Origin of the sequence: Psychrobacter sp. T6-4, assembly GCF_052258425.1 — a bacterium.
Lineage (GTDB): Bacteria > Pseudomonadota > Gammaproteobacteria > Pseudomonadales > Moraxellaceae > Psychrobacter.
On sequence record NZ_JBQQEZ010000008.1, the window covers coordinates 1 to 14,459 of the forward strand.

14 protein-coding genes are annotated in these 14,459 nt (G+C 45.2%); 8 read left to right on the forward strand and 6 right to left on the reverse strand.

The features are described 5' to 3' along the window. Positions 1-258 precede the first annotated feature (258 nt). Positions 259-963, reverse strand: coding sequence for a DNA glycosylase (locus tag ACTXGE_RS06985; RefSeq protein ID WP_443542811.1), 705 nt, complete (start codon positions 961-963; stop codon positions 259-261). Positions 964-1,099: 136 nt separating this feature from the next. On the opposite strand from ACTXGE_RS06985, the gene upp reads away from it, so the two are divergent. Beyond that, on the forward strand, positions 1,100-1,735 hold the full coding sequence (upp, locus tag ACTXGE_RS06990; protein ID WP_435949759.1) for a uracil phosphoribosyltransferase: 636 nt from the start codon (positions 1,100-1,102) through the stop codon (positions 1,733-1,735). Between the two features lie 26 nt (positions 1,736-1,761). Further along, the gene (locus ACTXGE_RS06995) at positions 1,762-2,508 is read left to right on the forward strand and encodes an SDR family NAD(P)-dependent oxidoreductase (RefSeq protein ID WP_443542808.1); all 747 of its coding nucleotides are present in this window, start codon (positions 1,762-1,764) and stop codon (positions 2,506-2,508) included. Positions 2,509-2,543: 35 nt separating this feature from the next. On the opposite strand, the gene ACTXGE_RS07000 is transcribed toward ACTXGE_RS06995, so the two are convergent. Further along, positions 2,544-3,218: a hypothetical protein gene (locus tag ACTXGE_RS07000; RefSeq protein ID WP_443542807.1), complete on the reverse strand. Its 675-nt coding sequence runs from the start codon at positions 3,216-3,218 to the stop codon at positions 2,544-2,546. 160 nt (positions 3,219-3,378) lie between these two features. Between ACTXGE_RS07000 and ACTXGE_RS07005 the strand changes: the two genes are divergently transcribed. The 3 genes from ACTXGE_RS07005 (at position 3,379) to ACTXGE_RS07015 (ending at position 6,287) form a co-directional block, all read left to right on the forward strand. Beyond that, the gene (locus tag ACTXGE_RS07005; RefSeq protein WP_443542805.1) at positions 3,379-4,278 is read left to right on the forward strand and encodes an ABC transporter substrate-binding protein; all 900 of its coding nucleotides are present in this window, start codon (positions 3,379-3,381) and stop codon (positions 4,276-4,278) included. A gap of 54 nt (positions 4,279-4,332) precedes the next feature. Then, positions 4,333-5,274 carry an alpha/beta fold hydrolase gene (locus tag ACTXGE_RS07010; RefSeq protein ID WP_443542803.1) on the forward strand — a complete coding sequence of 314 codons (942 nt, stop codon included), beginning with the start codon at positions 4,333-4,335 and terminating at the stop codon, positions 5,272-5,274. 176 nt (positions 5,275-5,450) lie between these two features. Further along, a complete protein-coding gene (locus ACTXGE_RS07015) occupies positions 5,451-6,287 on the forward strand; it encodes an alpha/beta fold hydrolase (RefSeq protein WP_443542802.1) in 837 nt (278 codons plus the stop codon). Between the two features lie 83 nt (positions 6,288-6,370). On the opposite strand, the gene ACTXGE_RS07020 is transcribed toward ACTXGE_RS07015, so the two are convergent. Together ACTXGE_RS07020 and tyrS are read right to left on the reverse strand one after the other, a co-directional pair. Continuing rightward, entirely contained in the window at positions 6,371-6,607 is a 237-nt protein-coding gene (locus tag ACTXGE_RS07020) for a DUF1653 domain-containing protein (RefSeq protein WP_443542800.1), read from the reverse strand. A gap of 43 nt (positions 6,608-6,650) precedes the next feature. Next, positions 6,651-7,862 (reverse strand): tyrosine--tRNA ligase, encoded by a 1,212-nt coding sequence (gene tyrS, locus ACTXGE_RS07025; RefSeq protein ID WP_443542798.1) that lies wholly within the window; start codon positions 7,860-7,862, stop codon positions 6,651-6,653. Between the two features lie 119 nt (positions 7,863-7,981). Between tyrS and ACTXGE_RS07030 the strand changes: the two genes are divergently transcribed. The 3 genes from ACTXGE_RS07030 (at position 7,982) to ACTXGE_RS07040 (ending at position 11,792) form a co-directional block, all read left to right on the forward strand. After that, positions 7,982-9,265, forward strand: a complete 1,284-nt coding sequence (locus tag ACTXGE_RS07030) for an anhydro-N-acetylmuramic acid kinase (protein ID WP_443542796.1) — start codon at positions 7,982-7,984, stop codon at positions 9,263-9,265. A 257-nt stretch (positions 9,266-9,522) separates the two neighbouring features. Then, the gene (gene fabF, locus ACTXGE_RS07035; RefSeq protein WP_443542794.1) at positions 9,523-10,866 is read left to right on the forward strand and encodes a beta-ketoacyl-ACP synthase II; all 1,344 of its coding nucleotides are present in this window, start codon (positions 9,523-9,525) and stop codon (positions 10,864-10,866) included. Between the two features lie 134 nt (positions 10,867-11,000). Beyond that, complete coding sequence (locus tag ACTXGE_RS07040; protein WP_443542793.1) at positions 11,001-11,792, forward strand: hypothetical protein; 792 nt, start codon at positions 11,001-11,003, stop codon at positions 11,790-11,792. A gap of 79 nt (positions 11,793-11,871) precedes the next feature. Here ACTXGE_RS07040 and ACTXGE_RS07045 read toward each other — a convergent pair whose 3' ends face one another. Next, entirely contained in the window at positions 11,872-13,692 is a 1,821-nt protein-coding gene (locus ACTXGE_RS07045; RefSeq protein WP_443542791.1) for an aminopeptidase P family protein, read from the reverse strand. A 240-nt stretch (positions 13,693-13,932) separates the two neighbouring features. Beyond that, positions 13,933-14,385 carry a hypothetical protein gene (locus ACTXGE_RS07050; RefSeq protein ID WP_443542789.1) on the reverse strand — a complete coding sequence of 151 codons (453 nt, stop codon included), beginning with the start codon at positions 14,383-14,385 and terminating at the stop codon, positions 13,933-13,935. Positions 14,386-14,459 lie beyond the last annotated feature (74 nt).

The following is a 14,459-nucleotide window of genomic DNA, read 5'->3' on the forward strand; positions in this document are numbered from 1 at the left end:
GTTTGAAATTTCATTTCTAATTACTAAAGTAGTTAGGTTGAAACTTCTCGCTATTGGCTGGTTGGTTAGAATGATAACTCATTCTCAATCCGCCTTCCCTCTCGACTGGGTGGCATTATACGCGCTTTCGGTTAGGCGTCAACCTCTGTTTTAGGTTTATTCTAATTTAATCCGCTGAAAATTTAATTGTGCCTGTTTATCAAGAGTTTAGAGTGGTGGATTACGCTTCGCTAACTTCACCATACGCTATCATTCTTTTTATAGCTTACCCAGCTTTTCAAAAAATCCTTTGTAAGCCGCTATCTTTTTATCTAATCCTAGAGGATATGCGCGTGAGGTAGACGGCAATCTATGTAGAGTTAACTTATTTACTTTTTGATCTATTAGTTCTGAATCATCGCTTTGCCACTTATAAGGATAAGCCATGCTTTGATTGGTTTTTGGGTATTTGGACTTGGGTAAGGAGATATCTAATAGCTCAATCAAAACCTCTGTTGCCTTACCGCCTGTGGTAAATAATGCTTCTACTTTTGGCACTTGCGGTAAGATCAGATCCAAATCAACCGGGGTGACTACAGTAAGGTTTTTATCTGATGCATTCCCCGTTTCTCGTATCGCTTGTCTGACTGTCGGACAAGAAGCGATCCCGCGCTCAAATAAGAATTCGCGTATCTGATCAGGATCAAAACGTTTGTCATCCCCTACCCTAAAGTGGTTTACATCGTCAAAGAAGACGCCGCCATAAATACGCCACATGTCATTATAAAAGTTGGGGTAATGAAAGCGCATCGCCCATTTGTCAGAGGTCGGCGGGAAGCTGCCCATCATCATAACGGTGGCATTGGGCGGCAATACAGGTTTAAAGGGATGATCTTCTATTTCTGGACTAGCAGTTTTTGCCTTATCTAAGTTATTAGTAGAATCGTCTTTGTCGATCTGAGCTTTTGAGGATGGTTTGGTCATAACATTCTTCATTAGAAAAGCGGTTTTTTTGTTATCATAGCATACGAGCATCATCCACTATCAAGAACCCAATATTAAGAACAAAGAGCTAGTGTTAAACCTACTAGCGCCTAATCTATCTAATAAGAGAGTAGTTATGAGTGAGCTAAACATTACGGTCATCGATCATCCCTTGGTGCGTCATAAGCTGAGTCTTATGCGCGAAAAGGACTGTAGTACCTATAAGTTTCGCACACTGACCAAAGAGCTTGCGCGCCTGATGGCATATGAAGCAAGTCATGATTTTGAAATTGAAACCTTTCCAATGGAGAGCTGGTGCGGCGAGATCGATGGTGAGCAAATTGTCGGCAAGACTGCAACGGTTGTGCCTATTTTGCGTGCAGGTTTGGGCATGCTGGACGGCGTGCTCGACTTGATTCCCACAGCAAAAATCTCAGTTGTCGGTTTGCAACGTGATGAAGAAACCTTGCAGCCTGTACCCTTCTTTGAGAAGTTCGTCAGCCACATGGATAAGCGTCCTGCACTGGTCATCGATCCTATGCTCGCCACCGGCGGCTCTATGGTCGCCACTATTGACATGCTAAAAAGACATGGCTGTCAAAATATAAAAGCCTTGGTGCTGGTCGCCGCTCCTGAAGGGGTACGCCTAGTCAATGAAGCACATCCTGATGTAAAGATATATACCGCAGCGCTCGACAGTCATCTAAATGAAGACGGCTACATCATTCCAGGTCTAGGTGATGCGGGCGATAAAATCTTTGGTAAACAATAAACATTGACATCGCAGAGGGGCAGATAATGAATATATTGATTACAGGGGCTAGCGCTGGATTCGGTAAAGCGCTGGCTGAAAAATTAGTCGCTAAAGGCCACCGCGTTATTGGCTGTGCTCGTCGCTTAGACAAACTAAATGCTATGGCTGACGAATTAGGTGAATTGTTTTTGCCCGTGGTTATGGATGTCAGCGATACCGACTCTATTGCACAAATTATCAAAGACTTGCCAAGCGATTTTATTCAGATCGATGTGCTCGTTAATAATGCTGGACTCGCGCTCGGTACGGAGCCTGCCCAGAGTGCCGCGCTTGATGACTGGATGCAAATGGTCGATACCAATGTCAAAGGATTGATGGCCTTAACTCATGCCGTCCTGCCAGTAATGGTTGAGCGTGATAGCGGTTACATTATCAACGTCGGTTCTATCGCGGGCACTTGGCCCTATTATGGTGGTAACGTTTATGGTGCGACTAAGGCCTTTGTAAAGCAGTTTAGCTTAAATTTGCGTGCAGATTTGCTCGGTACGCAAGTACGCGTGACCAATCTCGAGCCTGGTAATGTAGCGGGTACAGAATTTTCAAACGTGCGCTATCACGGCGATGATGACAAAGCAGCAAAGGTATATGATGGCTTTAAAACCATGACGGGTGAAGATATCGGCGATATCTTGCTCTGGCTTATTGAATCGCCTGCGCATATCAACGTCAATCGCTTGGAGGTCATGCCAGTCGCGCAAACCTTTAATGGGTTAACGATTGCTAAAGACTAGTCTTAAAAGTTAAGCTGCTATTGTTGATAACACTATCAGCGTAATTCATAATATCGAAGCAATATGGTCTCGGCTGTATTGCTTTTTTTAATAGCGCTTGCTTCTACAACCTCTTCGCTAACCAAACGCAAGTCATTGAAATCTAAGATGAGCACCTCGTTACGTGTGCGTTCACTCGTACGCTTATTATGACGTATGGGAAAGCCCACGACTTGTTTGCCAGCCACTTTTATTTTATTAATAATAATCTCTTGAGAGAGTAATCGTCCAGATTTCACTGCGTTTTGGCTTATTTTTTGTGCATCATCGAGGGCGGTTGCTGGATTGACCGTTGTGGTGAAAAGCTTGTCGAGTCGCGCGCTTTTGGGAATATCTCCTGCGACAAATAATATCTGATTGATAGGTAAAAACTGCGCATGGCGCATGAGCTCACGGCGAAACAATGCGGGCATATCCATGTTGAAGCTATCTTCGGTCTGACGATAAAAAGCGGTAAAGCTGCGCTGAATATAGCGCCCAAATACAGTCGCGTTGATCCATTCTTGGTACACGGTGTCTTTTAGTAATAGCTTAGTAAATTCTTTTGGATCAATCTCGATATCACCTGTCAAAAGCGCCATAAGCAAGTTTTGCGGATCTATAACCGTCTGCTGCCTCCAAACTTGCGGATATAGACTCGTATCTAATGCGGACAACGTCGATCTGCTCATAAACCTATATCCCTTTTATGATGTATCAATACTAAGTATTTTTATTATAAAAACATTTTTGTGCTATGGTCAGTTTGACGGTTTTTAACCTCTATTACCGTAGCTTTTGTTATAAAAGGTGTTATCACTGAACCTTTAACCGATACGATAAGGATATATGATGGCGAACACATCGCTCACTTTGACACTAGAATGGTTTTTGAATCCTGATCATCTGCCCTTTATCGCCGGTATTCATACTGGTGCATACAAAGAAGCTGGGCTCGATATTACGATGATTGAGCCGACTGAACACTATGATGGTTTTGCCGAGCTACAAGCAGGTAATATCGACTTTCATGTTAATGAGCCGATTCATTTTTTTGAGCATTACTTCACTGATTTAAAAGCGCTTGGCTGTTTTTTTGTGACCGACGGCGGGGTTATGATGAAGCAAAGCGGTGTGGATAAGTTTACACAAAATCAGCCCATTCGTATTACGACGCCCTCTGCTAATCCTATTACCAACAAAATCGGTTTTGAGATACTACGTCGTTATGCAAAGCAAAATGGCTTTGATTTGGATCGCGCGAGTGTTGAATTTGTAGAAACCGACTTTCAACATCTAAAGAACTTGCAAGAAGGCGATGCAATTGGCGAATTCGATGGGGCTTGGCTGTGCTTTTATAACTTTGAAGGCATCGAGGCCAATCACATCGGACTTGAATACACCTTTATTGATCAGCACTTATCGCCTTATCCAAACTTTTCAGCGCTAGAGATGATGACCACGCATAGTCTGTGGGACAACAAAAAAGACGCTATGGAGCACTTTGTCAAAGTGACGATGAAAATGGCTGAACTATGCACTAGTCAGCCTAAAAAAGCGCGCGAGATTTATTACGGCTACACAGCAGATGAGCCCTCAGCGTTAATGGATGACATTATCACCGATACGCTAAGTCGCCTGATTACTCCTATTGAGCCTAACAAGGAGCGTTGGTCAGCACTGCGTACTATGTTAAATGAGTTAGATATCGCTACTATCAGTGACGACGAGTACGCTAAATTGTGGCAATAAACATTTAAATCACACTGCTATCCACAACATTTTTAGGAAACTATAAAACACGCTATGATAAAAAACTTGCTCACGCCATATCAGTTACAGACCATAAATATCACAGCAGCTGACGGCACGCGGCTACCTGTTTCAGTAATTGGAAAAGGGCCAGCTGTATTACTGCTGCACGCCTATGGTATGGATGCGCGTGAGTTTTTGCCGTTTATAACGCCGCTCCTTGGCAAACACACCTTTTATTTGCCGCACTTTAGAGGCTTTGGTGAGGCCAAAGAGATTGCTTTGACTCAGTTTGATTTTATCCGTCAATACGCTGAGGATATGAATGATATGGTTGAGCATATCTGTACGCTCAGAGAAGTAGAGTCTCTGCCTATTGCGGCAATCTCTATGGGCGCGCAGGTCATGTGGGCCTATTTCGAACGTTTTGGCGTGGATAGAGTTAGCCAATTTTTGAATATCGATCAAAACCCTGCTATTCATAATCAGCCCGACTGGCAAGGCGGCCTATTTGGTACGCGCCAGCAAGAAGTGTTCGATATCTTTCAAGAGGTCATCGACAAAACCTTGCCTTATGCCGATAGTGGCAGCTTTACGCATCTACCCTTTGCCCTCAAACGCCATGCTACCGATGTCGAGCGGTTGTTTTCACTCCTGTCAGTTAATCGCACACGCTCAAAAGCGTTTGTGCAAGCGACAACCTACAAAAACGATCCTAAGCTTGCGCTTTATGAGCATAGTATCTGGAATCATAAAAGACAATGCTTGCAAGCTTATTTGGAGCTGCCCTATGACTTTCGCGGAGCGTTAGAAAAAGTGACTATTCCTGTCGTCAATCTGATTGGCGGACGCTCAAAGCTCTACGATCCTAAGTGGCAACAAAAGGTGACGCAGATGCTGCCCAATGCCACTGAAATCGTTTTACCGCACTCAGGTCATGCCGTACCACTTGATGAGCCCGTTAGGTTTTATAAAGTGCTTAAAGCATTCTTTTAAAATGATTTTAGAGACGACCCCTGCTCACACAACCACACTATATTTATCACAACCTCTCACAGCAAATAACATAACCAGCTCTTATACTTAAGAGTTGGCGTACCACTGTGATGTCTTATAAAAAGATAATCATACATAACGCCACCAAAAAAATAATCATTCAAAAGGATATGAATATGCCCTATATAAAAGTCGATACTCAAGACAATCAACCCGTTAATCTATATTACGAAGTTCAAGGCAGCGGCAAACCTGTGGTACTCATTCATGGCTGGCCGCTAAGTGGACGCGCGTGGGAGTCACAGCTTATGGCTTTAGTCGAAGCTGGATATCAAGTCATCACTTATGATAGACGCGGCTTTGGTCGATCCTCCCAGCCTTGGGAAGCCTATGACTACGACACCTTAGCTCAAGATTTAAAGGCACTGATGGATGAGCTTGATTTGCAAGATGCTACTATCGTTGGATTCTCTATGGGCGGTGGTGAAGTAGCGCGCTACCTTGGCAACTATGGCTCTGAGCGTGTGAGTAAAGCCGTGCTGGCCTCAGCAGTGCCGCCTTATTTATTCAAGGCAGATGATAATCCTGATGGCGGCTTAGAAGAGGCGGATGTACAAGAGTTTTTGGATGGGGTCAGCGGCGACCGTATTGCCTTTTTAAATGACTTCACTAAGAACTTTTTTACGCCAAAAGACGGCAAACTGTTGGTCAGTAAGCCCATGCGCTTGTATAACCGCGATATCGCGTCATACGCGTCTGCTAAAGCCACTTATGACTGTGTTAAATCCTTTGCGTACACTGACTTTCGTGATGATTTAAAGAAATTCGATGTACCCACTTTAGTGATCCATGGTGATGCCGACCAAATCGTACCCTTTGAAGTCAGTGGTGAGCGCTCGCATGAGATGATCGCTGATAGTCAATTGCATATCATTGAAGGTGGCCCACATGGCATTAATGTCACGCATGCTAAAGAGTTTAACGAAGCGCTTATTAAGTTTTTAGGTAGCTAATTGACGTCATACTTTCACTCAAAGAAGAAAAGCGACCTTTATAGGGTCGCTTTTTTTGGGATGTTAAAAAGGTATTTTAATCATCAATCCGCTAGAGTTTTAATCAGCTCAAAGCGTGGTACTTCTTTGTCATCTATCATAACCGTCTCAGCAAACATCGCAAGCGGTCGTACCCACATGCCATACTCGCCGTAGAGACAACGATAAACTACTAGCGACTCCTCGGTTTCAGAATGCTGCGCGGTATGCAAGACTTGATACAGATTGCCTTTGTAGTGGCGGTAGATGCCTTGGGGTATGGATTGATATTTTTGCTTCATGCCTCTTGCCTTTTTTTTATTTACCTTATTAATCCTACGCGCTTTATCCCACCGTCACCTTAGCATATGCCTTTTTACCTGCCTGAATGACTACCGTTTGCCCTGAGGTTAAGCTAAACCCAGCATCAACCACTTCGCCATCGACTTTTACCGCGCCGCGTTTGACCATATCTTTGGCTGCTGAGTTGTTTTTGGCAAGCTGTGCTTGGTTTAGGATTTGAGTGATAAATAGCGCATCCGCACCTTCTAAGTCCAATGTAACTTCTGGCAGATCGACAGGCAATTCGCCATCGGCTAAGACGTTACCAGCAGATTTGTGCGCATTAGCAGCGGCGTCGCTATCGTGGAAGCGCTCGATTAACTCTTCGGCTAAAATGCGTTTGATCTCTTGCGGATTACGACCGTTATCCATCTCCGCCATCAAGCTTTCAATTTCATCCATCGGCTTAAAGCTCAAAAACTCAAAGTAGCGACGGATAAGCGTATCTGGCATGGATAAAAGCTTTTGGTACATGGTGCCTGGCGCATCATAAATACCGACGTAATTGTTCAAGGATTTAGACATTTTATTGACGCCGTCTAGCCCTTCTAAGATTGGCACAGTAATACAAACTTGTGGCTCTTGACCATAACGACCTTGGAGGGTGCGTCCCATCAAAATATTAAAGGTTTGATCGGTACCGCCAAGCTCAACGTCCGCCTCAAGCGCGATAGAGTCATAACCTTGCACTAAGGGATAGAGAAACTCGTGAATGGCAATAGGCGTTTGCGCCGCGTAGCGTTTGGAGAAGTCATCACGCTCTAGCATGCGCGAAACCGTCAGCTGGCTTGAGAGTTGAATCATATCGCCCGCTGACATATCTTTGAACCATTCAGAGTTGAATACGATCTTGGTTTTATCTTTATCCAAAATCTTAAACACTTGCTCAGCGTACGTCTCAGCATTGACTTTGATTTGCTCGTCGGTCAATGGCGGACGCGTGCTGTTTTTGCCCGAAGGATCGCCAATCTTGGCAGTGTAATCGCCTATCAAAAAATAAATCTCATGGCCCAAATCTTGAAAATGCTTGAGCTTATTGATAAGTACCGTATGACCTAAATGCAAATCAGGCGCGGTAGGATCAAAGCCTGCCTTGATACGTAGCGGACGATCTAGCTTAAGTTTAGCGATTAAATCGTCTCTAGATAACACCTCTTGCGTACCGCGTTCAATTAGGGCAAGTTGGTCTTCTAAGGTATGGGTTTGAGTGGTCATGAGAATCTCTTTATTGTCATTATGAAAAGGCTTACGCGTTTGGGCCAATTAGAATCTTGTAGCCTGTAAAAGATGGTAGAATTTGAGAGATATACTAGCGTTTTTTGAGGTAAATTGCCATGAGTAAGCCTGTGTCTGTTATTGATAATCAAAACTCCAACGTAGATCTAAGCGATGGCGAGGATATGTCGCTTGTCGATACCCTAGAGCAAACCCTGTTCGAGAACTTCAATGATGGTCTATATATCGGCATGATGTCAGGGACGAGTTTGGACGGTATGGACGCGGTACTGTGTCAGTTCACGGCGGACTCTAGCGCCGCACCTATGCAATTATTGGCAAGCTATAGCCGAGACTTCCCGCCGCGTCTGCGAGAAGTGCTGCTTGCCTTGTGTCAGCCTAATGGCGTGCAAGCCTTAACGCCAGTAGAGAGCGAGCCCAATAGCGAATTAGACTGGTTTGGCTGGGCCAGCAAAGCATATGGCGAGTTTGCAAGTGATGCGGTCAATACCTTGTTGCAACGAGCCAATATCGAGGCAGAGTCCGTGCTAGCTATTGGCTGTCATGGGCAAACGGTACGTCATCGCCCGCAGATGGGCTATACGTTGCAATTACTTGACGCCAATATTATCGCTGAGCGCACAGGTATCAGCGTGGTCAGTGATTTTCGCCGCCGCGATATGGCAGTTGGCGGGCAAGGTGCGCCGCTAGTACCTGCCTTTCATCATGCTCTATTCTCAGATGCACACACGACGCGTATCCTGCTAAATTTAGGCGGTATTGCTAATATCACCGTCTTGCCTGCTGGCTCAGATAAGGTGACTGGCTATGATACTGGTCCTGCTAATGTATTGATGGACGCTTGGACCGCGCTTCATACTGGTCGGGACTACGATGCCGATGGCGCTTGGGCGCAGTCTGGGCAAGTTGTTGAGCCGCTACTTAATCAGCTGATAGAGCATCCATTTTTTGCAAAAACTTATCCTAAAAGCACAGGGCGCGAGGACTTTAATCTAGAATGGCTACAAGATGAGCTACAAAAATTCGATCAAGCATCGGCTCATATTCGCTACTCATCCGCTGATGTGCAAGCAACTTTGACCGAGCTGACTGCTATGAGTGCTAGCGACCAGATCAATCAATTTATCCAATCTCATGATGACAGCATTGTGTATGTCTGCGGCGGCGGTGCGCTAAATAGTTATCTGATAACGAGGTTGCAAGCGCATTTGCCGCATACTAGTGTGCAGACGACTGAGGTTCTAGGTCTTGCGCCAACTTGGGTTGAAGCTGTGGCCTTTGCTTGGCTTGCGCGTCAAACGTTAATGGGTGAGACGGGCAATCTGCCTGCGGTAACAGGTGCTAATAAAAGCGTGGTATTAGGTCAGGTGTGTTTTGCTTAGAGTAGACTAGATCTCATTGTGAATAAAAAATTTAAACACTTTTTAAAAGGTTATCCACATTAATTTTGCATGGCGAACTGGCTCGTCTTATTTAAGTTTACACGCGTAAACTGATGTGTTTTATAATAGTTGCTATAATTTATGAACAATACGATCGATGAGCGCCCTACAGTCAGGGAAGACAAGCGCTCAGTACAGCAACACACATGTGCGCTGTACAAAACCCATTTTTAAACTGCAAGTATAGGACGATATATATGAGTCAAGCCACCTCGAATCAAGATCAATCCACCTACCAAAAACGCCGTAAAGCTGCGCATCATGAACGCTCTGATGAGATGCGCGTCGTTGTAACGGGTATGGGTGCGATAACACCTTTAGGACTAGACGTTGAGAGCACTTGGACAAGACTGCTAAATGGTGAGAGTGGTATTACGCCTATCACCCATTTTGACCCTGAAGAGTACCGCGCGCAAATCGCTGGTACGGTTAAAGACTTTGACGCCAAGCACTACATGAATCCTAAAGACGCACGCCGCTACGATGAGTTTATGCATTATGCGGTAGCGGCCACTTCTATGGCACTACACAATGCAGGCTACATCGATGAGATAAGCGCTGCTGACAGCCCGGTCAAAGATGTCGATCAAGAGCGCTTTGGGGTGATTTTGGGTTCAGGTATTGGCGGTATTCAAACTATTGAAAACAGCCGCGATATGCTACGAGATAAAGGCGCAAAAAAGGTCTCGCCCTTTATTATTCCAGGCTCTATCGTCAATATGGCAGCAGGTCTTGTGGCTATCAAACATACCTTAAAAGGTCCAAACTTAGCGACATCCACCGCCTGTACGACAGCGACGCACGCTATCGGATTGGCCGCACGACTCATAGCTCATGGCGATGCCGACGTCATGCTGGCAGGCGGGAGCGAAAAAGGCTCAAGTCCATTAGGTATCGCAGGGTTCGGCGCAATGCATGCGCTCTCTACGCGCAACGACGAGCCAACAAAGGCTTCGCGTCCGTTTGATAAGGGGCGTGACGGGTTTGTCTTAGGGGACGGCGCAGGCGTCATGGTGCTCGAAAGCCTTGCTCACGCCAAAGCGCGCGGCGCCAATATTTTAGCAGAACTGGTCGGTTTCGGTATGAGTGATGATGCCAGTCACATTACCGCGCCTCCCGAAGACGGTAGTGGCGCTGCTCGAGCCATGCAAAATGCGCTCAACGACGCTGGCATCGAGCCGTCCGCTGTGGGTTATGTCAATGCTCACGGTACCAGTACTCCTGCAGGTGATGTTGCAGAATCATTAGCGATTGAGACAGTATTTGCCGATATCAAAGATAGCATACTCGTCAGCTCAACCAAATCCATGACCGGTCACTTGCTAGGTGCAGCAGGCGGTATCGAGGCAATATTTACCGTCTTAGCGCTACAGCATCAGCACATTCCACCAACGATTAATTTAGATGATATCGAGGATAACTGTAATTTAGATTATGTGGCCAATACCTCACGCAAAGTCGATAATCTAAAGTATGCGGTGTCCAATAGCTTTGGCTTTGGTGGTACTAACGGCTCTTTACTCTTTGCGCGTTGGACCTGATTTAAACGCTTAGATTGGTGCTTGATTTGTCTTAGCGCAATGCTCGCGTTAGATTACTACGTTTGTCCTCTTGCAGCCCCTTATCCGACTTGCGTATGATAAGGGGTAATTTTTAGCACTTTATGGAAGATATCATGTCAAGCTATTCATTCTCTCAACAATTCTACCAGCGCTGGACATATGCGCCTGAGCTGATACGCGCAGCTATTATTCAAGAGCTCACTGATATCACAACCTTACTCCAGCCTGAGACTTCATTTGAAGACTTTGTCTTTGACACGCATGATTTGGACGCCCATCTTGATGAATTATACGAAAATCATCATGCAGAACAAGCCATCGCTAAAGCCATTGCCGATAAGCAAGCTGCCGATGCCTTACGTTTAAAAGAACAAGAAGAGATAGAGGCTAAAAAAGCGCAAGAAGAAGAAAAAGCTTTGGAGGCAAAAGAAGCGGACAACAAGCGCAAACGACAAGAAGAGGCAGATGAGCAAGAGGCTAGGGCGCGTGAATCTATAGTTGAAGACACGATAGACAATGACACCGCGGGTACCGATGCTAATATTGATGTTAATACTGATATTAGTGACGCCGATAGAAAAACAAACGTTTCAGATGGTCAGAATATAGCGACGAATGACAACAGCATAAGCGCAATAACCCAAAATGCGCGCACGCATACCGCTATTCATTTGTCTTTAAATGACAGTAAACTAAATGCTGATCACGAAAGCCTGATTCGTGAGCTTGAAACGAGTATTGACGACTATGTTAGCGAGCAAATGATGCAAATCTCTGAGAATCTTAAATCTTGGATGCGAGCTGAGGTGACCCAGCGCTTGTCTAGCGCCGATCAAGCAAATACGCAAAATGATGGAACTATTCCAGACAAAGCACCTCTTAGTGATACAGATAATAAAGAATAATCTAAATACTACTTAGACTACTAGTAATAAAAAGGCGCTGTCATCTAAACGACAGCGCCTTTTTTTATAAATCTAAAGGTTAAATAGCTTGCGTACGCTGGGTAAGCCACTCTAAAGCTGCTCCCTCAATACGATCTTGTAGCTCATTGTAGACTTGACTGTGATAGTCATTTAACCAATCGATTTCTACTCGATCCAGCAGTGACTCGTCAATTAAACGCGTATCTATTGGACAATAGGTTACTGTCTCAAACTGCAAAAACTGACCGAACTCGCTGGGCTCAGATACTGGCGTATTGACTACTAAATTTTCAATACGAATACCCCATTTGCCCTCACGGTACAATCCTGGCTCGTTACTAGTGATCATTCCTGTCCGCATCGCCCGCTCTTTGGTATTACTGGCGTTATAAGAGATGCCTTGCGGGCCCTCGTGCACATTCAAAAAATAACCTACGCCGTGTCCTGTACCGTGGCCGTAGTCCATTTGCGCTTGCCATAATGGCGCACGGCAAATCGCATCGATAGCAGGCGAGCTGATGCCTTCAGGGAATTTTGCACGCGCAAGCGCAATATGCGATTTGAGCACTAGCGTAAAGTCGCGTTTATGTGCACTAGTGACAGCGCCAATGCCGACGACACGGGTGATATCGGTAGTGCCGTTTTGATATTGAGCACCTGAATCGATAAGTAGCAAGCCACCCTCGCCTTCCAAATAGCTAAAACTCTCTGGTGTAGCGCGGTAATGCGGCAAAGCGCCATTTTCATTAAAGCCTGCAATCGTCGGAAAGCTCGGTGAGACGTAATTTGGCTGCTGACTGCGCACCTCAATGAGCATACGATCAACGTCCAATTCGCTCAAACGCTCACCTTTATCTAGTCGCGCTTCAAAGTCGCTAAAGAACGTACAAAGCGCCGCGCCATCTTGACGCATAGCTTCGCGGATATGCTCGATATCAGCCTCAGATTTAATGGATTTGAGCATAGTGCTCGGTGCTATTTGTTCAATGAAGCCCACGTTATCAACAATCTTAGATAAGGTGCCGACTGCAACTTTACTTGGGTCTAGTAGCAGCAAATCATCAGAGGTCAATTGTCCTAGTGCATCTTTGATATCCTTGTAATCTGCTAAGGCAATACCGCTCTCTTTGAGAGAATGTTCAATATCACTGCTGACTTTATGAGTATCAATAAACAACGTTGCTTTGTCTGCGCTGATGAGCATATGTGATAAAAAGACAGGATTGTAGTCGACATCAGAGCCGCGTAAGTTAGTGAGCCAAGCAATATCATCTAGGCTAGATAGCAGATGATGAGTCGCGCCTGCATCTGTCATGCCTGCGCGAATGGCTGCTATTTTCGACGCCGCAGACTGCGAGACAAACGGCGCCTCATGCTGATATAGCTGAGCTGTAGGTAGCGTAGGACGATCTGTCCACACTTGACTAAGGACATCTCGATCAGTGATTAAAGTGATGTCTTGACCAGCAAAAGCGTCCAATAGTTTATCCTGCTCGCTGATAGAGAGCACGCTGCCATCAACTGTCACGCTATCGCCATCTTGCAACTGATCGGCTAACCATTCAACATGATTAGGCTCACCCAAAGCCAGCTTTTTTAACTCAATACCTGTATCTGCAAGCTCGCTCGCGGCATGTACCCAATAACGACTGTCTGTCCACAGGCCTGCAAAATCAGCGGTCACGACCAATGTACCAGAGGAGCCTGTAAACCCTGATAGCCATACGCGTGCCTGCCAATACTCAGGCAAGTACTCAGATAAATGCGGATCAGCGGTTGGGACGATAAGCGCAGAGAGATCTTGCGCTTTAAGAGTAGCTTGTACTTCGCTAATACGCTGCTGAATACTGGCTTTGGATGTTAGGGCTTGAGTGGACATAGAACCTCTTTTTTATTAGTAACATTGTCATAATGAGATAGCGATAGTATCTGTTTATAATGATTATCTGGCTATAGTGCTTATCTGGGGATGAGCGCCTATTTATAAACACTGATTATTTGTAAGCACTCTTTATTATAAAACGAGACAACAAAAAACTCGCCATCATAATATGAAGGCGAGTTTTTATGGTGCTAAGGCTTAGAAACAACGTCTAAATGATACTTTTGACTCAAAAACCTATTGCGCAGCTACTGGTGGATTAACCGTACCTGCGACTTGATCAGAAGGTCCGACCAAGTCAGTTTCGGCGACGGCTTCTTGATTAACAACGCCGTCTGCTGTGGCCTCAGCTGCTTGAGTTGCAACGATAGAGTCACCCGTACTTGGATCTGGTGTCACTGTTGCAGCGCCTATTGTTTGATCCTCTAGTGCCGCTGATTCTCCAGCGCCCAAATCTGTATCTTCTGCGCCATCAGTAGCCGCAGGCTCAGCCGTATCTTCAGCAACGATAGCTTCTGCGTTTTCAGCCGCAACCGATTCCTCAGTCGCCTCGGCAGTGATATGCTCACCTGCTGGACGCAAAAAGGCAGATATACCAATAAGTAAAACGATAGCTAAGAACATACCTACGCCAACTAGGGCGAACATGAACTCTTTTTTTGGATTGTTGTTGATGATATCTTCTGACATACCTTATCCACCTTGGACAAAAAATATTTTAAATTTGACCTATTATATCGCAATTTTTACCGATTTGTGAAAAC

What these genes read in the sequence shown, in the direction of transcription:
- ACTXGE_RS06985 (WP_443542811.1), bottom strand. Translation starts at nt 963, where the DNA reads ATGACCAAACCATCCTCAAAAGCTCAGATCGACAAAGACGATTCTACT.
- upp (WP_435949759.1), top strand. Translation starts at nt 1,100, where the DNA reads ATGAGTGAGCTAAACATTACGGTCATCGATCATCCCTTGGTGCGTCAT.
- ACTXGE_RS06995 (WP_443542808.1), top strand. Translation starts at nt 1,762, where the DNA reads ATGAATATATTGATTACAGGGGCTAGCGCTGGATTCGGTAAAGCGCTG.
- ACTXGE_RS07000 (WP_443542807.1), bottom strand. Translation starts at nt 3,218, where the DNA reads ATGAGCAGATCGACGTTGTCCGCATTAGATACGAGTCTATATCCGCAA.
- ACTXGE_RS07005 (WP_443542805.1), top strand. Translation starts at nt 3,379, where the DNA reads ATGGCGAACACATCGCTCACTTTGACACTAGAATGGTTTTTGAATCCT.
- ACTXGE_RS07010 (WP_443542803.1), top strand. Translation starts at nt 4,333, where the DNA reads ATGATAAAAAACTTGCTCACGCCATATCAGTTACAGACCATAAATATC.
- ACTXGE_RS07015 (WP_443542802.1), top strand. Translation starts at nt 5,451, where the DNA reads ATGCCCTATATAAAAGTCGATACTCAAGACAATCAACCCGTTAATCTA.
- ACTXGE_RS07020 (WP_443542800.1), bottom strand. Translation starts at nt 6,607, where the DNA reads ATGAAGCAAAAATATCAATCCATACCCCAAGGCATCTACCGCCACTAC.
- tyrS (WP_443542798.1), bottom strand. Translation starts at nt 7,862, where the DNA reads ATGACCACTCAAACCCATACCTTAGAAGACCAACTTGCCCTAATTGAA.
- ACTXGE_RS07030 (WP_443542796.1), top strand. Translation starts at nt 7,982, where the DNA reads ATGAGTAAGCCTGTGTCTGTTATTGATAATCAAAACTCCAACGTAGAT.
- fabF (WP_443542794.1), top strand. Translation starts at nt 9,523, where the DNA reads ATGAGTCAAGCCACCTCGAATCAAGATCAATCCACCTACCAAAAACGC.
- ACTXGE_RS07040 (WP_443542793.1), top strand. Translation starts at nt 11,001, where the DNA reads ATGTCAAGCTATTCATTCTCTCAACAATTCTACCAGCGCTGGACATAT.
- ACTXGE_RS07045 (WP_443542791.1), bottom strand. Translation starts at nt 13,692, where the DNA reads ATGTCCACTCAAGCCCTAACATCCAAAGCCAGTATTCAGCAGCGTATT.
- ACTXGE_RS07050 (WP_443542789.1), bottom strand. Translation starts at nt 14,385, where the DNA reads ATGTCAGAAGATATCATCAACAACAATCCAAAAAAAGAGTTCATGTTC.